The sequence below is a fragment of the Neoalteromonas facilis genome (assembly GCF_002807665.1).
Lineage (GTDB): Bacteria > Pseudomonadota > Gammaproteobacteria > Enterobacterales > Alteromonadaceae > Alteromonas_E > Alteromonas_E facilis.
Window position 1 is genome coordinate 400,109 of sequence record NZ_PEAY01000001.1, and the last position, 18,938, is coordinate 419,046.

The window sequence follows — 18,938 nt, forward strand, 5'->3', positions numbered from 1 at the left end:
TTACTTCAAATGTGTGCCAAGTGACTGTAGGTAGGCGATAAGCGCTTCCATTTCGGTTTTACCCTGAACAGCAGCTTTAGCACCTGCAATATCTTCATCAGTATAAGGAACACCTAAATTCTGGAAGATCTGCAATTTCTTACCGGTTTCGTCACCTGATAACACATTCTCCTGCAACCATGGGTAGCCGGGCATATTGGATTCTGGAACAACGTCTCTCGGGTTTATTAAGTGAACGCGGTGCCATTCATCACTGTAACGACCACCAACTCGCGCCAAATCAGGACCTGTGCGCTTAGAACCCCAAAGGAAAGGGCGTTCCCACACAGACTCACCGGCAACAGAGTAGTGACCATAACGCTCTGTTTCAGCACGGAAAGGTCTAATCATTTGGCTGTGACAACCATAACACCCTTCACGAATGTAGATATCACGACCTTCCATCTCAAGCGCAGTGTAAGGACGCAAACCTGTTACAGGCTCCATTGTCTGCTGCTGAAACATTAAGGGCGTAATTTGAACCATCGCGCCGAAGCTGATAGCGACTAATATTAGAACCGTTAGTAGACCAACGTTCTTTTCAATTAACTCATGTGGATTAGCCATTGTTTACTCCTTACGCTGCCTGGCTTGCTGGCTCTTGGCCAAAGCTTTCTTTAGGGGCTCTAATTGTCATGTAGGCGTTGTATGCCATGATCAACATACCAACAACAATGAACACACCACCAAGGAAACGAACGACATAGAACGGCTTAGAGGCTTCTAATGATTCTACAAAGCTATAGGTTAGTGTGCCGTCAGCGTTAACTGCGCGCCACATCAAGCCTTGAAGAACACCTGAGATCCACATCGCTACAATGTAAAGAACAACACCAATGGTCGTTAACCAGAAATGAACATTAACCAACTTAACTGAGTACATGCCGCGTTGGCCAAATAACACTGGAATAAGGTGATAAATTGAACCGATAGACACCATCGCAACCCAACCTAACGCACCAGAATGCACGTGTCCAACAGTCCAGTCTGTGTAGTGAGATAGCGCGTTTACCGTCTTAATACTCATCATCGGACCTTCAAACGTCGACATGCCGTAGAAAGATAGAGAAACAATCAAGAAGCGTAACACTGGGTCAGTACGTAGTTTATGCCACGCACCTGACAACGTCATAATCCCGTTAATCATACCGCCCCAAGAAGGAACAAATAGGATTAACGACATCACCATACCCAACGACTGAGTCCAATCAGGAAGCGCAGTATAATGAAGGTGGTGAGGACCGGCCCAAATGTACAGTGAAATAAGTGCCCAGAAGTGAACCACCGAAAGACGATAGCTGTAAACTGGTCGGCCGGCTTGTTTTGGTACGAAATAGTACATCATCCCTAGGAATCCTGCCGTTAGGAAGAAACCTACCGCGTTGTGGCCATACCACCATTGCATCATGGCATCGACTGCACCCGCATATAGAGAGTAAGATTTGGTGAAAGACAATGGAATCGCCATGCTGTTACCGATATGCAATACCGCAACGGTCAACATAAATGCGCCTAAAAACCAGTTAGCAACATAGATGTGAGACGTTTTACGGATCACCAGGGTTCCGAAGAAGTTGATGATGTATGCGACCCATACTAAAGCGATCAGGATATCAATCGGCCATTCAAGCTCAGCGTACTCTTTGCTGCTGGTGATACCTAATGGCAAGGTAACAACGGCACTTAAAATAACGGCCTGCCATCCCCAAAACGTAAACGACGCTAGTTTATCGCTGAACAATCGTACCTGACAGGTACGCTGAACGATGTAGTATGAGGTAGCGAATAGGGCGCAACCACCGAACGCAAAAATAACCGCGTTGGTATGAAGGGGACGCAATCGTGAATAGGTTAACCATGGGAGGTCGAAGTTTAAAGCAGGTGCAAATAACTGCGCTGCAATAAGGACTCCAACGGTCATCCCAATGATGCCCCAGATGATTGTCATCACGGTAAATTGCCGAACCACTTTATAGTTGTAGTCTGGCTGTGCTTGGCTGATTTCACTCATTTGACGGATCTTCCACTGCAATTTAAAAAAGTGTTTTCACTGTTTGTCCTTGGCGATTTATGCTTTATTTTGTATCGGCCAAGTGGTTTTTGACGGTGCGATAATAATGCTTTTAAATACATAAAGATACCCAAAGCACAAAACAGTTGATCTCGGTCAATAAACGATATTCAAACGTTAAACACAGGTTAATATTTAGTTAAATGTCGATGCAAAAATACGCAACTTTTTCACTCGTAACCATTATCGCTATTGTCACATTTATATTTATAAAAAACGGCAGTGAACATCCAATAGCACCAACAGGGCAAAGTGCTTTAAATATAGCAGGGGATCACCTATGCATCATGTCAGATCGAGAATGTACTGTTAACCTAGATAATCAGGCTTTTACAATTTCATTTGTAGAGCCACCACAGATAGAGGAAGAGAGCTTTGTTAGCGTTAAATCGACAGCCTCATTTAGCGTCGAAGCGGGCTGGATTGAAGGCGTGAATATGTATATGGGAAAAACACCGGTAATTCGTAATGCGGAATCAACTACATCATACGAGGGCCTGTTCTTCTTAGGGAGTTGCAATCTGACGCAAATGGAATGGCAAATGACACTCGTTATAAACAAAAAAACGCAGCCAATAAGCGTGCGTTTTTTTACTACCGTTGAATAATAAGACTAGCGTTACATTTGAGACTGCAAATAATTTGCTAATCCAACGCGCTTTATCAAGCCTAATTGTTGCTCTAGCCAGTAAGCATGGTCAACTTCTGTATCATCAAGCAATTCCAACAAAATATCGCGTGTAACATAGTCTTGTTCTGTTTCGGCTAATGCCATCACTTCCCTGAGCTTATTTGCAACTTCATATTCGACTCGAAGATCACTTGCTAGCATTTCAGGAACGTCTTTTCCTACCATAAACCCAACGCGCGTTTGCATGTCAGGTGTACCTTCTAAAAACAAAATACGCTCAATCAGTTTAGTTGCATGGCCTTTTTCATCATCAAATTCATGATTGATGCGCTCATAAAGTTTATTTAAACCCCAATCGAGATACATTTGTGAATGAATAAAGTATTGATCCATCGCTGCTAATTCATAAGCGAGTAGGGTGTTCAAGCCCTCGATAATATTGTGCTTACCCTGCATGTTATTCATCCTCCTCAATTTGGCTCTGTAGGTAATTCTCTATACCCATAGCCTCTATTTGATACTGTTGAGTTTCTAGCCAGTCGATGTAGTCTTCTTCGTAGGTCAGTATATCTTCAAGCAGATCACGACTTACATAGTCTTGTTCAGATTCGCACAGCGCGATTGCCTTCTTGAGTAGCGGAACTTGCTCGAGTTCAAATGTCATATCACACTTCAACATCTCTGCTGTGTCTTCGCCGATGTAGAGCTTGCCAAGCTTTTGTAAGTTGGGTAATCCCTCAAGAAACAGGATCCGCTCGATAAGCTTATCTGCTTGTTTCATATCCTTAATCGACTTTTTGTAACTGGTTTCATTCAAATTACAAAAGCCCCAATTTTTATACATGCGGGCATGCAAAAAATACTGGTTAATGGACGTAAGCTCTGAAGTTAATACTTCATTGAGAATTGCAATAACGCTTTTATTACCTTGCATTGGGTGTCTCGCCAAAAGAAATTAGGCAAAAGTATAGCGCAAACTCACCGAAATTCAATTTTTCTTTAAATATCATACAGATACAAAGTGATAACGATTCTCAATTCGTCTACTATTCTTATTCTATTGGTCCGTAACACATATACGATCTTCAACAAAAGCTAAGCTTTCTTCTGCAAAACCAAGGCCCGCTTCTTTGAAGAAGTTGAATACTTTGTCTACGCCACTGTCCTGCAATGCTGACACTTCATCTTCGTAGCGAGCAATTGCGGCTATTTTGCCTTTAAAATCTACCGCTTTTAATTGTTCAGTAATGTTTATGGCGTCATCTATTGAAGGCAACGCTAGCATGACAAGTTCCACTTGGCTGACGTCCAAGCTTTCCCAAAGATCGGCATCTTCACCGTCGCCGGTAATAACCTGCAGTCCCTGTTTTTGTAATTTGCGAATTTTACTTCTATCGGCATCCATACCCCAGACTGCATCTCCGGCTAAATGACTCAATGAACTGAAGGCTCCCATACCGACGCGCCCCATACCAACAATCAAAAAACGTCCTTTTTCCATGACAGGGTACTGATCTTCAGGCAAGCGTGTAGCTTTTTCCCACTTCTTAAGGGAGGCATTGTATTGACTGTAGAGTTTGTGCGCAGAACGATACACCACGCTGGTTAGTACGAACGATATCGAAACTGCCAGTGCAATAATCACCAACCATTCCGTTGTCATCAGTCCTAAGCTAACCGCAAGTGCAGCAACTATAAGTCCAAACTCACTGTAATTTGTCATTACCAAGCCGGTAAGGAAGCTTGTGCGAGCGCGTAGACGTAACACAGTCAATAAAACGTAAAATATAAAATATTTAAGTGGCAGTAGTAATGCGATGATTACTGCAATACCTAACATTTCCCATGTGGGTAGGGCTGTTAAACCAATGCTAATAAAGAACCCGATTAAAAATAGATCTTTAAAACTTAATAATGCTTTGGCCATTTCAGCAGATTTTGCGTGGGTCGCAAGTAGTAACCCCATGACCAAAGCACCGAGATCGCCTTTAACACCAACAAGTTCAAACAACTGATAGCCGCCCAGTGCGAATATAAACCCTGTTAACGGCAGCAATTCACCGTGGCCGGACGCATTAACAATTTTGCCAAATATAGGGGCTAACGGTAGCAAAAGTAGCAGTCCAATGGCCCAGACATCCGGAAGCTTACCAGTGGCGACAACCAGAAATACGACGGCAAAAATATCTTGCATAACCAAGATACCCATTGCGACCTTACCATGACGGGTTTTACTTTCTCCGTTCTCTTCTAAGACCTTCATCACACACACTGTACTAGAGAAGCTCAGAGCAAATACTATTAGTGCCACGGTACTGACTTGCATATCAGCAATATAAGAAACACCTAACATTGACAGTGCCGCTATAATGACGCCTGCAAGCCCCATCCAAATCCCAGTGTGTAGCACACTGCCAAGCCAAACTTCGCGTTTAGCTAGATCTTGCATGTTTAACTTAAGACCAATGGTGAACAACATAATTGTGATGCCTAACGACGCAATTTGGTCTAACGACGCACTGGCTTCGAATCCTGAAAAGTGAAGAATGAAACCTGCCGCTAGATAGCCAACTAGCGGTGGAATACCGATTAGCTTGACGCCAAGCCCACAAATGAAAGCAAAAAGAAGAAAGATATATTCCATGGCGAGGTTTCCCTAATGAAAAAATATTATCGCGTTTCAGAGCTGATTTTGGTGGAATGATAGGGTATATGTAAATAAAAAACGTATCTAATGCTTATCTTTTAAGCGTTCAGACAATGCATTTAACTCCATAAGCAAGGCATTTTCTTTAATTCTCAATGCACCTAATTCAAACGTTATCTCAGCCTCGCGTTGTTTAACTTGCTCGTATGTCATGTCACGTGTGGCTAATGGCGTGGAGGGATTTGTTTGTTGCCCCGAGGGGGCAGAGCTTTCCATAGATTGTTGTTCACGACGAGCCTTATTTCGCTCAGCTCTATCTATAAGCTCTAGCTTGTCAGCAAAACGAGTTAAGGCGACTCGATTAATATTAATGCCCAGCTCATGACATTGCTCTAGTGTCTTATCATACTGGCGATAGTTATTGGCGCGGATGAGTCGTTTGACCAAATCCACTTTATCGTCTTTCAATGAGAGCCTCGTTTTATATACTTCTTTATCTACTTGTTATCGGCCAGTCAGCTAAAATGTTTCGAGGTTAATCTGCACCGACAAATTGTTTTACTGCGTAAGCTGTCCTGCTTGGTGCTTCTACCATCGGCATGTGCCCTAAATCATACCAAATGTGTGCAGTACAGTTTAATCCTTGCTGCCATTCATTAGCGCCTGAGACATGGATCAACTCGTCTTTTGCGCCCCAGATAACAAGTGCAGGGCAATGACAGTTAGGCAAATCGGCTTTAAGGTAACCTTCGTTTTGATTGAAGTCACCCCATATTTGCTGAAGCTCTTGCTCTTTAGCCATATATTTTTCACAAACCGCGTCTTTAACAACAGAAGGGATAAAAGGTGGGCGTGCCATTACCATATTATAAAAACGTTTGAATGCTGCTTTATTATCGATGAAAAAAGGGTTTTCGCCGTTATTAATTAGTTTATCCATAGTGCTTGGGATTGGCGTTTTAAGTCCTGCGGGATCAATTAAAGTCACAGACGCACATTTTGCTGTATGACAGGCTAAGTGAGCGGCAATCAAGCCTCCCATAGAGTTACCTACGATGTGTGCTTTGGTGTGGCCCAGTTGTTCTATTAACAGCGCAATGCGATCGGCTTGGGCTTTTGGCGTATAGCTCCAGCGTTGATCAAATCCCGTTGCACCATGTCCAGCCATGTCAGGGATCACCACAAAGAAGTGTTCATTCAGATTGTTGGCAAAACGCAACCAAACCGTATGGTCTGCGCTAAAGCCATGCAATAAAATGAGAAGAGGCTTTGATTCATTCGCGTTTTGCCAAAAATGATATTCAATACCATCTAACATGGCAGTGCGTTTTTTGAATCCATAAAGCTTTTCTTCAAGGTCATTTGCGAAATCATATAACCAATGGCCAAAACGAGGATAGGTTTTCCAATAAACCACAATAACGAGCAGAACAAGTACAAACAAAATGGACATGATTTATTCCTTTAAAATGAGAAAGAGCGCTGAAAACGGAGTGATTTTTGTGATTTATCAGCTAGTAAAGTGATCGTTTTTTCTAAAACGAGAACATAATCGGCGGTAACTAAAACTAAAACCAGGAAACATTGCGATTACTTTACCACTTTTGCTTTTATACCAAGATTGACAGCCACCAGTATGCCATACAGTACTCTGCATTTCTCTATGTACCATGCTGGTATAGCGCGCCTCTGCGTCACGCGTAACTTCAATAGCGTTTGATTTCGAGCCTAGCACTATTTTTATCGCTTTCATTATGTACTTCATTTGTGACTCAATCACAAAAAGTGCTGAAGTATGGCCAATCCCCGTATTAGGTCCTGTCACAATAAATAAATTGGGAAATTCAGGTACGCTTGTCCCAAGATATGCACGTGGATAATCACGCCAGAAATCGCTTAATTTAGCCCCGTTTTTGCCGAAGACAGGGTATGAAATCAAACCGTCTGTAGCATCGAAACCCGTCGCATAAATAATAACGTCTAAGTCTATTGAATCATTTTTTTGGGTAATGATACCTGTTGGCGTTATTTCAGATACGCCATCATATTTGTCATGAAAGACCGTATTGGTATTTGTAAGTGCTGGATAAAGCGTATTAGAGATAATGACTCGCTTACATCCTATAGTGAAGTCTGGAGTAAGTTTTTGCCGTAGGTCTGGATCTTTCACTTGCCTATTTAAATGACGTTTCGCAGGCCTTGTACCAATGCTTTCTAGCAATCTAGTCGAATATTTAAATCCTATGATACGAAACTCAAGCATCCAATAAATAAACCATCGTAACAAATACGCTACCGGCTTAAATTTTAGTAACCAGCGCTGCCACGGTTTAAACGTCACATCTTTTCGGGGTATAACCCAATGTGGCGTTCTTTGAAACACATGTAGCGTTTTAACACTATCTACAATGGCGGGAATGACCTGAGCCGCGCTCGCACCGCTGCCGATTATGGCGACCCGTTTATTGTGTAATTCGACCTGATGATCCCACTGGTTTGTATGAAAACTAGCGCCAGCAAACGAATCTAGACCTTTAAATGGGGGGGTAACTGGCTGACTGAGTGGCCCGGTGGCATTGATAACAAATCGCGTCTTTATATGCTCTTGGTTATTTAATTTAACCGTCCAATGCTTATCAACATCATTCCAGCGTATTTCCGTCACGTTCGCGTTACAACGTAACTTATTTTTTAGTTGATATTTGTTAAATATATGCTGAGTGTATGCTTCCAATTCTGGTTGCTCTGCATAGAGCCTTGTCCAATCATAGGGTTCAAATGAAAGACTATACAGTGGAGATTGAACGTCTACCGCTGCACCAGGATAGGCATTTTGCTTCCAGGTTCCGCCCGCAAAAGAACGTCGCTCAAGCATAATAAAATCATCGACACCTTGTTTTAATAGGTTTATCGCTGCGGTTTGACCGCCAAAGCCACTTCCGATGATAACAACAGTATATAAAGGCGCTTCTAAATCATTCATGCACAGATTTCATAATACAGTTAACGCTACTCAGGCAAAGATATAGGTGCTATACCTATAATATAAAGTAGGAGTCTAACAAGAATAATAACGGAGTGTGTATGGAGCAGCGTGTAATTTTAATATTAAGCATATTATTGGTTACGGCAATGCTCGTCAGTTATTGGATAACACCAATACTATGGTTGGTTGGATTGTTATCCATTCTACTTTGTTTAGCTATCTATGATCGCTTTCAGCACAAACATTCCATTCTACGTAACTTCCCGTTGCTTGGCAGAGGCCGATGGTTGATTGAGAAAATGCGCCCATTTCTTCAGCAGTACATCATTGAGCCAGACACCGGCGGAGCTCCCATTGAAAGGATGTTTCGGAATATAGTGTATCAAAGAGCCAAGAACAGCCGCGAGACCATTCCTTTTGGCACTCAAGTTAACACCTATCGTGATGGCTATGAGTGGATTGGTCATTCTTTATCGGCACGGGATGTGGAGCAGTTAGACTGCGACCCAAGAGTGACCATTGGTGGTAAACAATGTACGCAACCCTACAGCGCCAGTGTATTAAATATTTCAGCGATGAGCTTTGGGGCATTAAGTGAAAACGCCATCAGAGCACTCAATAAAGGGGCTGCTGAAGGCGGTTTCTACCATAACACGGGGGAGGGCGGTTTAAGTCCGTATCATTTAGCGCATGGTGGGGATATTGTCTGGCAAATAGGTACTGGGTATTTTGGGTGCAGAAGTAGTGACGGTAAATTCGATCCTAGTAAGTTCGCTGAGAACGCGAACAATCCATCCGTTAAAATGATTGAAATCAAACTGTCTCAGGGCGCAAAACCGGGTCACGGCGGCATTTTACCTGCAGACAAAAACACTCCAGAAATAGCCAATATACGTGGGGTTGAGCCGTTCACGCAAGTCGATAGCCCTGCTCGACACTCGGCTTTTAAAACACCACTCGAAATGATGGCATTTATCGCTCAATTAAGGGAGTTATCAGGCGGCAAACCAATTGGTATTAAACTCGCGCTAGGGCGGCGAAGTGAATTTGTTGCGATGTGTAAAGCCATGTTAGAAACATCGATAACACCCGATTTTATCACGGTCGATGGTGGAGAAGGGGGTACAGGCGCTGCCCCACTTGAGTATTCCAACTCGATAGGTACACCACTTAAAGAGGCATTAGTTTTTGTAGATGATATGTTGACCGGTTTCGGCCTACGAGATGACGTTAAAATTATAGCATCGGGCAAAATTATCACGGGTTTCCATTTAGTTAAACATCTTGCATTGGGTGCAGATGCCTGTAACAGCGCAAGAGGCATGATGTTAGCGTTAGGTTGTGTTCAATCATTGTCCTGTAATACCAATAAGTGCCCTACAGGTGTAGCAACCCAAGACAAACGAATGGCAAAAGGATTAGTGGTAGAAGATAAATATAAGCGGGTTCATTCATTTCACAAAAAAACGGTTCATGTGACCGCTGATATTCTTTCCTCTACCGGTTTGAAACACACTACCGATCTGAACCGTACACATATATATCGCCGCGTGAATCAAGAAAATGTTAAACGCTATGACGAAATATTTCCGCTTGTACCTAGAGGGTCTTTCAATAGTGGAAACATTCCTGAACGCTATAAAATTGAAATCGAAGAAGCGAGCGCTGCATCATTCCTGCCTAATGAAGAATTGGCACATGTAACGCAGGGGGAAGCTATCCCTATTAGACGTGTATAGCAATAAAGAGCGATTGATCATTGATGAAGCAAAAAAATGAAGTGAAGTGGGGCGTTCTTGGGTGTGGTCATATTGCACAAACCTTTATGAAAAGTATCGAACCCGTTGCCAATACCCAGGTCATCGCGTGCGCTTCGACTAGCGCAGAAAGGGCACAACTTTTTGCATCAAAATATACATTAGAATATGCGTACGATGATTATCAATCACTGATTGATAACCCTTTGGTTGATGCGGTCTATATTGCCAATACTCATAACGCACACTATTTATCTGCGGCCGCTTGTCTAGCCGCAGGTAAGGCGGTGCTGTGTGAAAAGCCGCTAACGGTTAATGGTAACCAGGCTAAGCGTTTGTTTGCTCTTGCTCGAGAGCATAACGTTTTATTAGTCGAAGCCATGTGGACGCGTTTCTTACCCGCGATACGACAACTGAAACACGATTTACAGTCGGGCGTTATCGGAGATATTAACAGCGTACAGGCAAACTTTTCATTTAATGGGCATTTCGATGATACGCATAGGCTGAAAAATATGCAGACCGCCGGCGGAGCGTTATTAGATTTAGGTATTTACCCCTTAACACTTGCTGATATTGTGTTTGAGACGGATCCAGTTGAAGTCAGTGGGAATGCAAAATTTTGTAATACCGGCGTAGATGAGTCCAACAACCTTACGCTTGTATACTCAGGCGAAAGATATGCAAAACTATCATCAAGCTTTGCCAGTACGATGCCAACAGAGGCCAAAATAAGTGGTACGAAGGGATATATAGAAATCCCTAATTTTTTAGCGGCGCAGAACTACATCGTTTACACCAAAGCAGGTAAAACCAAAAAGGAATATCCCTTTCGCTATGGACGAGAGTTTAGTGCACAAATAGAAGAGTTTATAAAAAGCCTAAATACTGGGGAAATAGAATGTCCTTTATCCAGCAAGCAACACACGTTACGAGCGTTAGGTATTATGGATGAACTGCGACACCAATGGCATTTTAATTACCCAGCACACATCGAATCCACTTAGCACTTTGACTACAGAATCATGTCCTAGCTGAGATATTCCGCTAGTGTTTCTAATAGGAGTGTTTTGTCTATTGGCTTCGTCAAAACATCATTCATCCCGACTTCGATGCATACAGCTCTGTCAGATTTTTGAACGTTAGCGGTCAATCCAATAATAGGAATATTTACATTGAATTGGTCTCTAATAATACCGGTAGCCGAAACCCCGTCTAGAACCGGCATTTGCATATCCATCAAAATTAGATCGGGTTTAGTTTTTATTTTATTGATAATCTCAACTGCTTCTTGGCCATTTACAGCTACTAACGTTTTATACTGTTCAGCGGCTAAAATTGTCGTCACGATTTCAGCATTAATCGGATTATCTTCAACCACTAGAATAACTTTGCCTTGACCATCAACGTTGCGCCGATTGAGTACTTTATCTCGCGCATTAATAAGCAGTTGACGTACTTGCTGCTTTTCTAATGGCTTTTTGGTTAGGCGTTTTATGCTGGATTTCAGATCGTCGGGAATTTCAACTTGATCATAGGCAGCGGTCATCATAATAGTCTGAAGAGGGCAGGAGTTACAGCTCTGTTGCAACTGCCTTACAACATCAAAACCATCTAAATCAGGCATGAACAAGTCAATTATAAGCACATCTACACACGGAGATTGTTCGAGGAATCTCACACCCGATTCATATTGTTGTACTTCAAAGCCGAGCGCTACCGCTTGGGCATAGACAAACTCCCTGGTTGCTTCCAAGTCATCTACAACAGCACAGGTTAGCTTGCGCCCAGTATTGAGATCACTAACATTTACCGGAGGTGCTTGGCCTATTTTAATTGGAATGGATACGCTGAAAGTACTACCTCGGTCTACTTCACTCTCAACGCTTATGGTGCCGTTAAAGAGTTCGACAAGTTTTGACACAATACTCAGTCCTAATCCAGTCCCGCCGAATTTTCGCGATGTTGAACTGTCAGCCTGAGTAAATGCCTGAAATATCTTGCTTTGTTGCTCAACTGTCATGCCAATGCCGCTATCTTGGATTTGGATATCCAAATGATGAGCTTTATTTTTAACGGTTACTGCTACGGATAATCGTATTTCACCTTGGTGAGTAAACTTTATCGCATTGGTTACAATGTTGGTTAAAATTTGTGACAGTTTACCGGGATCAGAATAGATATAATGCGGCAATTCATTTGGGCAATCGTAGACAAACCTAATGTTTTTTTGTCGACATAATATATCAGTATTGGTACAAATATTATCCATTACTTCCAACAGTGAAAAGTCAGTTAGACTCAGCACCATTTTACCGGATTCAATTTTTTCAAAATCTAAAATATCGTTAATGAGATCAAGCAGTTGTTGTCCGGAACGTTTGGCTTTACTGATATAGGATTGCGCTTTTTCAGGATTGGCTTCGGCTAAATCGAGCATGCCAAACATGCCTGTCATTGGTGTTCGAAGTTCATGCGACATATTGGCCAAAAATTGCGACTTTACTTGTTTAGCTTCTATCGCTTTTTGTTCGGATTGTTGCGCTGCAGTGACTGATTCCTTAAGTTTTGCAATGTAATTCACTAACGCAGCGCGCATTGGTTCAAAGATAAACACGACTTCTAAGAGCAACACTAACAAAGTAATTAACCACACCATAGTTTCTAGTCGATACAGTTTTTCTGTGCGCTTGCTAGCGTCATATTCAAAAGCCTCAACGACGGCGTTTAAATCATACAACAAGGTGTCTACATCATTCTGTTTAAGAATTTGAGATTGGATTTGCGATGAAGTGGGGTTTTGTATGAATGCATATGCGTCTTCGATATAGGTTTTTACTCTACTTTGAAGATTGGCGTCACCATAATAAAGCTCTAACACGCGTTCAGGAAGGTATTCTATATTCACTAAAAATTGATTGTTTGATTCAAATGTCTCAACGGCTCTTGTAAGCGGCTCAATGAAGTTCCCGTTATCAATTTGCTTAAATGAGAGCAGGGCAATTCGCTGGCTTAACATGCGCTGCTGGCCTGCGATGTTAATGATACATGCATCATCTTGTTGCTGATCAATCAAATAGCTCAACCACCCCCACGTAAAGGTGACCAAACAAGCAATTATAGTTACAGCGATAAAATATTTGAGTCGAAGGTTTTGCATCTAAAGAAATCTATTCCATACGTCACACCATTAGATACTGAAGTATTTAACGGAACATATATACGAGCGTAGACTACTGGAGAATTAAAGGATAAATTTTTTATACCTTTTTTTAGAAGCGTTTCTAAAACTAAGTTAATGAAACCTATTCGTATAACTTTCGAATAGCTTTCTATGCACAAAAGTTACAATAAGATAGATTTTATTTGTCTCGTTGGTTTGAAGGAGTTTAAAACAAGAGCTACATTCAATTTATTAGTGCTATAGAAAATATCTTCAAGTAAGCATGGTCTGAGGAGTTCAGTATTAAAGATCCAGACAATGAGGCGAACAATAAAGAGTCACATGATGCTATTGATAAATCTTTAGAGTCGCTTATAGAAACGCAATCTAGCAATGCAAAGATCTTGATTATTGAAGATTGCCCAGTAATGACAGCTATGTATGAAACCATGCTGGCAGAAAGAGGGTCGTGTGAATCGGCAGCCACGGCTAAAGAAGCGATTTCACTATTAAAAACAAAATCCTTCGATCTTGTGCTTCTTGACCACCATTTGCCTGACGCTACAGGTTTACAGTTGTGTAAAAGTATTCGCAGACAATTCTCTCAGCGTGTCCTGCCAATTATTATTATTACCGGCACGAACGACCGTCAATTGGAACAACAATTTTGGGAAGCACAGTGCTCAGACTTTGTCACAAAACCATTTGAAGCGAGTACTTTGAGACATAGAGTGGCTTCGCACGTAAAACTTAAATTAGCGTTTGATTTATTACATAAGCTTTCGAATCAAGACGAAAACCAAGCGATGTTGTTCTCGCGGTGATTTAATGTGGAATAAATCGTCATCGACGATTTTATTAATTCGTCACATAAGTGAGTTTAGATAACAGTGCAGACAACAGGCTTTGTAGAGTCATATTTAACAGACGCGCCATACAAAGAAGCAGAGGTCTGTGTTTTATGAAAAAAAGGAATACGTAGTACGCATGGATACTAAGGTGAATTTACAGGATGTATTTAAAGATTTTGTTGCGCGGAATAAGGCCTATTTTTCGCAGCTATTGTTAGGTCTGAACCATACCGCTAGGGCCGATTTACTGTTTGTTGCAGCGGTTAACAATGATTCGAGTATCGCATCTACATTGTGCGCCACTTCAAACAATTCAATTATCAAAAACTTCAATTACTCTCTGTCAGAAAGTCCATGTGAGGATGTATTATCAGGCACGCCTTGTGTGCATACGAACAATGTCACTAAAGCATATCCCAACGATAAAATGCTCATTGATATGGCGTTTGAGGGGTATGTAGGTTATCCCATATTGGTCAATGGGATCCCGATAGGTCTAATCGTAGGTCTGTTTAAGGAGCCGATTCAGGTTATAGAGCGATTCGAATATTTATTCGAACTTTTTGCGACCAATATTAACTTACTTTTTGACGCAGAATACCGGGCTGAAAGACTGGAAAACCAAACTCTATTATTAGAAGAAATTTGTGAGATATCCAACGTTGGTGCCTGGGAGTTTGATGTCGTAAAACAATCTTTGTTTTGGTCGAAGCAGGTTTACTATATACACTCAATTCCGCTGAATACGGTGATAACACCTGATGTTGCAATAGCCTATTATCAGCCCTCAGACATTCCGCTAATAACCGAAGCCTTTGAAACCTTATTGCGCGATGGCACTGGCTATGAGTTGACACTCCAAATCATTGACGCTAACGAAACACCTAAATGGATTAAAACCACAGGGCGAGCCAGCTTTGATAGCGAAGGTAACGTGGTAAGAGTATTTGGCGCAATTGAAGATATAACCGTAGAAAAAGAACGCATCGACATAGAGATCGATCGTGTTAGCTATCTCAATAATATTCTAAACAGTTTTAAAGACGCTGTTGTTATCTCAGATACCAAGGGCATCATTCAAGTCGTTAATAATTCAGCAAGTGATGTATTCCAGTACGCTAGCGAAGAGCTTATCGGAAAAAATGTTTCAGTGTTAATGCCTGAACCCTATGCATCCGAACATCAAACTTATATCAGAAAGTATTTAGATTCAGGTGACAGTAAAATCATTGGGGTGGGGCGCCAATTACCGGCTAAACGCAAAGACCAAAGTATCTTCCAAATGGAGTTATCTCTGACGGAGTTTTATTTCCAGGGAAAGTGCCAATATATAGGGGTTATTCGCGATATCAGCGAACGCATTAAAGCGCAAGATGCGATCTATAAAATGGCATTTACAGATCCAACCTCGGGTCTAAAAAATCGCTCTTGGTTTGAACGTGAGGTTAAAAGTTTATTATCTGTCGCATCGATCAAAGATCATTACGTGTTTGCCACGATCGTTGATATAGACAAGCTAAACAGTATAAACCAACGCTTTGGTATGCAGGCTGGAAATAAAGCGATAAAAGCAATAGCCGAAACCTTATCTAAATTGAACAGTTCTGATTTCCATGTATATAAAACTGGCGAGGATTCCTTCGTCGTGCTGTCAGTGCGAAGTAGTGAGAATGAAGAATCCCTGCAGACCCATGTTCAAACCATAGAAGACTTACTGCATAGTCAATCGGGTATCCAAATACAACATTTGTCTGGGTTGATTTCAGTTACTGTGAGTATTGCCAGCATCATTGTATCTGCGAGAAACGCTTCTGTAGAAACACTCGTTAGCTATCTTGAGTACTCTAAACGCAAAGCCAAATTGCTGTCACCGAAAGGGAGTTTTTTACTGTCTGGCGATAATTTGATTGAATACCAACGGACGACCGGTTTAAGAAGTGCGTTGGAAAAACTAACGGAGTCTGGCGAACTGCGCTTAGTAATGCAGCCACAATTCACCTCGCGAACAACGTTTAATTGTTCAGAAGCGCTTATACGTTGGCAATCAAAAGAGTATGGTTTTGTCAGTCCTATGGAATTCATTCCTCTCGCTGAAGAGTCTAATGCCATTATTTATATCGGAGAGTGGGTTATCAACGAAGCCTGCCGACTTATATCGGAAGCTAAGAATAAGGGAATTGAAACAAAGATCGCCGTAAATATTAGTGGCAAGCATTTATTATATGCCGAATTTAAATCGTCTTTGATTAAAACCCTTTACAAATGGAATATTGAGCCCAGTAGTCTGATATTAGAGTTAACAGAAACGGCTTTAATCACTAACATTGATGCAGTAACCACTATGATGACAGAGTTGAAAGCACAAGGCTTTTATTTTTCTATTGATGATTTTGGTACTGGTTATTCAAGTCTGGCTTACCTCAAAAGTTTGCCTATCGATGAGCTTAAGATTGACAAGCAGTTTATCGATATGATTGATGAGGATAAAAAGACCTCTACAAGCATCGTTAATTTGATTATCGATATGGCAGCAGTCTTGAATGTATCCACAGTTGCAGAAGGGGTGGAAACCGAAGTCCAATATGACTATCTACAGAGTAAAAATTGCCACGCAGTGCAGGGGTATTTGTTGTCTAAACCACTGGAAGAACAAGCCTGGTTTGAGGCGTTAGCTAAACTAAAAAGTGAATAAAAAAGGAGCTCAATGAGCTCCTTTTTATTGGTCAACGTTACGCTGAAATCTTTTGTTCTTGATTGTTTTGTCTATCCTCTAGGCCAGTTAAATGCTCTAACCATCCTCTAAATGTAGAGGGCTCTGCCATACCGTCTGGTAGATGAAAGTGACGTGACAGGTCGTGTAAGGTTACGATCCCTTTTATTTTTTTATGATCATCTGTCGTCACTAAAATAAAAGGGTCTTCATGCGTTTTAAAGCTGCCAAGCAACCTATTGATTGATGAACGCTGCAATTCTCCAAACGTAATCGACAACAGTTCAGACTTTTTACGCATAAAATCTGAGACCTTTAATTCATGTCGGTCATACCCATCGGCGACACGCTGAATAATGTTTTGCTGGCTCAAATCTGCACCGTCAATAATTCCCGCAAACTGCAGTTGTCTATCGACTACAAATCTCAATCGAACATGGGCCTTCTTCATTACATAGGCTGCTTCAACGGCCTTTGTATTGGCATCTATGACCAGTGGTCGTTGAATATCGAAGTCGGTTAGTAACGCTTTCGCAGGTGAGCGTAGGGTTAAATACGTTTTATCTTCTGGCCAACAAAAACCAGTAACTTCACTACATTTTGTGATTTTAAACTGAGACATAATATTTTCCTCATAAGTGGCTTAATGTTGTTCATGTAAACAACAACGACTTTGGTTTAGGAAAATTGTGGCGGAGCTCGTATATTGTTCGTTTTCGCAATGGGAAGCACCCATGCGTTTTCAATTAAAGGAATAACACTGTAAGACTGCGGAAATCCTTCCAGTGCGAATAACGTAATAGGATGAGTGTCAGGATCAGAGTCTAATACTTCAGGCTCAAGGTCAGAGCCGTCGACTATAACGAAAGCCTTTGCGCCATTACCATTGTCAGCAAGTGCATCAAATGCGCTGTTATAAGCAACGGATGATGTACTTACACATGCTAACAGTAATGTGACAAACAAGATACGTAACATAAAGAAGACTGCATTAACCTCGCTATAAACTTAAGACAATAATAGTCAGTGAAAGTTTGAAAAAGACAGGGGATTGTTACCAATGCATTAAGATTTGCGTTTAATGACTTGTACAGCGTTATGCGAATACCTTATTTAACATAATATACATTATGCGCAATTGTGTATTGGGTGGTTATGCTACAGAGGATACGTTAAGCCCGTGTGATATACACGCCTAGGTTCGTTATTAGAACCTTCCACGGCGACGCTAATAATTCACCTGAGCTTATCGGCATTTTACACCTATAGCTTCAGCTCAATTAGAAAACTCTAACCTGAATTCCTATTTTTTATACCCGTAGTATTTATCTCTAGAGATTTCTTCAAATCGACTAATGAATGCAACTTTTCCAACAATTTCCAAATAGTTTTCTTTGTTAACAATCGCATCATCTAACAGCGCGAAATCAAACCTTACATAAAGATAAGAAACGCTTACTGAGAATGCTGGAGAAAAATCTTGTCTATTCTTTATTTCGATAAAAGATACATATTGACGGTTAATGTCGTAAAAAAGCGTTCCAATAAGTGCCCGATTTGCTTCTTTTGCAAAACCTGGGTAGTTAACCTCAAATGAAAAACTAGCTAACGCTGTTGTTTTTGAGGTCAAGGTTAACGTGTCTATATTGACGACTTCAAAGATATTGAGTCCTAGATTATTTTGCACTCCATTGTTTTGCTGCAAGTACTTTCCCATTCGCTTTTGAAACGATTGCTGTTGTTTCTTTGTTGGTTTAGCGTCGTTAACTCTTAAAAGCTTCCAGCGTTCTTCATATGAGAGATTTGGTGAATATAGCTCAATTGAACTTTCTGGTATTCCATCCTCTATAGATTCTCGTTTTACCTTAAATTCCCATTCATCATGCATAGATGCTTCTATCCGCTCTAAAGCTTCAATTACCAGCGCCTTGTATGAATTGATATTTTTCGGTCGCAATTCAGAAGCAAAGGTCTCTGATAACATCAAAGGCATTAGTAACAGTAGTAAACCGTTGATTTTGCTCATAGATAAAAGCACTCGTTAAATAGATGTATATGTTGAGCCTAATAAAATAACGGTGAA

The 18,938-nt window shown here is 41.2% G+C and carries 17 protein-coding genes; 5 read left to right on the forward strand and 12 right to left on the reverse strand.

Features of this window, described 5'->3' with window-relative positions; genetic code table 11:
* Positions 1-606, reverse strand: a complete 606-nt coding sequence (gene ccoO, locus CSH93_RS01825; protein WP_100641369.1) for a cytochrome-c oxidase, cbb3-type subunit II — start codon at positions 604-606, stop codon at positions 1-3.
* Between the two features lie 10 nt (positions 607-616).
* Complete coding sequence (gene ccoN / locus CSH93_RS01830; protein WP_100641371.1) at positions 617-2,050, reverse strand: cytochrome-c oxidase, cbb3-type subunit I; 1,434 nt, start codon at positions 2,048-2,050, stop codon at positions 617-619.
* Between the two features lie 209 nt (positions 2,051-2,259).
* On the opposite strand from ccoN, the gene CSH93_RS01835 reads away from it, so the two are divergent.
* Positions 2,260-2,718, forward strand: a complete 459-nt coding sequence (locus CSH93_RS01835; protein WP_124748922.1) for a hypothetical protein — start codon at positions 2,260-2,262, stop codon at positions 2,716-2,718.
* Positions 2,719-2,729: 11 nt separating this feature from the next.
* Here the strand turns inward: CSH93_RS01835 and bfr (CSH93_RS01840) are convergent, their stop codons facing one another.
* The 6 genes from bfr (CSH93_RS01840) to CSH93_RS01865 form a co-directional block, all read right to left on the reverse strand.
* Complete coding sequence (gene bfr, locus CSH93_RS01840) at positions 2,730-3,197, reverse strand: bacterioferritin (protein WP_100641375.1); 468 nt, start codon at positions 3,195-3,197, stop codon at positions 2,730-2,732.
* A 1-nt stretch (position 3,198) separates the two neighbouring features.
* Positions 3,199-3,675: a bacterioferritin gene (bfr, locus tag CSH93_RS01845; protein WP_100641378.1), complete on the reverse strand. Its 477-nt coding sequence runs from the start codon at positions 3,673-3,675 to the stop codon at positions 3,199-3,201.
* Between the two features lie 123 nt (positions 3,676-3,798).
* Positions 3,799-5,385: a cation:proton antiporter family protein gene (locus CSH93_RS01850; protein WP_100641380.1), complete on the reverse strand. Its 1,587-nt coding sequence runs from the start codon at positions 5,383-5,385 to the stop codon at positions 3,799-3,801.
* An 87-nt stretch (positions 5,386-5,472) separates the two neighbouring features.
* Positions 5,473-5,856 (reverse strand): hypothetical protein, encoded by a 384-nt coding sequence (locus CSH93_RS01855; protein WP_240615463.1) that lies wholly within the window; start codon positions 5,854-5,856, stop codon positions 5,473-5,475.
* A gap of 67 nt (positions 5,857-5,923) precedes the next feature.
* Positions 5,924-6,841 carry an alpha/beta fold hydrolase gene (locus CSH93_RS01860; RefSeq protein ID WP_100641382.1) on the reverse strand — a complete coding sequence of 306 codons (918 nt, stop codon included), beginning with the start codon at positions 6,839-6,841 and terminating at the stop codon, positions 5,924-5,926.
* 57 nt (positions 6,842-6,898) lie between these two features.
* Entirely contained in the window at positions 6,899-8,371 is a 1,473-nt protein-coding gene (locus CSH93_RS01865; RefSeq protein WP_100641384.1) for a flavin-containing monooxygenase, read from the reverse strand.
* A gap of 101 nt (positions 8,372-8,472) precedes the next feature.
* On the opposite strand from CSH93_RS01865, the gene CSH93_RS01870 reads away from it, so the two are divergent.
* Both CSH93_RS01870 and CSH93_RS01875 read left to right on the forward strand, forming a co-directional pair.
* The gene (locus CSH93_RS01870; RefSeq protein ID WP_100641386.1) at positions 8,473-10,113 is read left to right on the forward strand and encodes an FMN-binding glutamate synthase family protein; all 1,641 of its coding nucleotides are present in this window, start codon (positions 8,473-8,475) and stop codon (positions 10,111-10,113) included.
* A gap of 23 nt (positions 10,114-10,136) precedes the next feature.
* Positions 10,137-11,138 (forward strand): Gfo/Idh/MocA family protein, encoded by a 1,002-nt coding sequence (locus CSH93_RS01875; protein WP_100641388.1) that lies wholly within the window; start codon positions 10,137-10,139, stop codon positions 11,136-11,138.
* Between the two features lie 23 nt (positions 11,139-11,161).
* Here the strand turns inward: CSH93_RS01875 and CSH93_RS01880 are convergent, their stop codons facing one another.
* Positions 11,162-13,291 (reverse strand): response regulator, encoded by a 2,130-nt coding sequence (locus CSH93_RS01880; protein WP_100641390.1) that lies wholly within the window; start codon positions 13,289-13,291, stop codon positions 11,162-11,164.
* Positions 13,292-13,698: 407 nt separating this feature from the next.
* Here CSH93_RS01880 and CSH93_RS01885 point away from each other — a divergent pair, with 407 nt between their 5' ends.
* Together CSH93_RS01885 and CSH93_RS01890 are read left to right on the forward strand one after the other, a co-directional pair.
* Entirely contained in the window at positions 13,699-14,118 is a 420-nt protein-coding gene (locus tag CSH93_RS01885) for a response regulator (protein WP_124748923.1), read from the forward strand.
* A 163-nt stretch (positions 14,119-14,281) separates the two neighbouring features.
* On the forward strand, positions 14,282-16,837 hold the full coding sequence (locus CSH93_RS01890) for a sensor domain-containing protein (protein WP_100641394.1): 2,556 nt from the start codon (positions 14,282-14,284) through the stop codon (positions 16,835-16,837).
* Between the two features lie 37 nt (positions 16,838-16,874).
* Here CSH93_RS01890 and CSH93_RS01895 read toward each other — a convergent pair whose 3' ends face one another.
* The 3 genes from CSH93_RS01895 to CSH93_RS01905 form a co-directional block, all read right to left on the reverse strand.
* Entirely contained in the window at positions 16,875-17,477 is a 603-nt protein-coding gene (locus tag CSH93_RS01895) for a CBS domain-containing protein (RefSeq protein WP_100641396.1), read from the reverse strand.
* 56 nt (positions 17,478-17,533) lie between these two features.
* Positions 17,534-17,833: a hypothetical protein gene (locus tag CSH93_RS01900; protein WP_100641398.1), complete on the reverse strand. Its 300-nt coding sequence runs from the start codon at positions 17,831-17,833 to the stop codon at positions 17,534-17,536.
* A gap of 325 nt (positions 17,834-18,158) precedes the next feature.
* Positions 18,159-18,881 carry a hypothetical protein gene (locus CSH93_RS01905; protein WP_100641400.1) on the reverse strand — a complete coding sequence of 241 codons (723 nt, stop codon included), beginning with the start codon at positions 18,879-18,881 and terminating at the stop codon, positions 18,159-18,161.
* Positions 18,882-18,938: the final 57 nt, after the last annotated feature.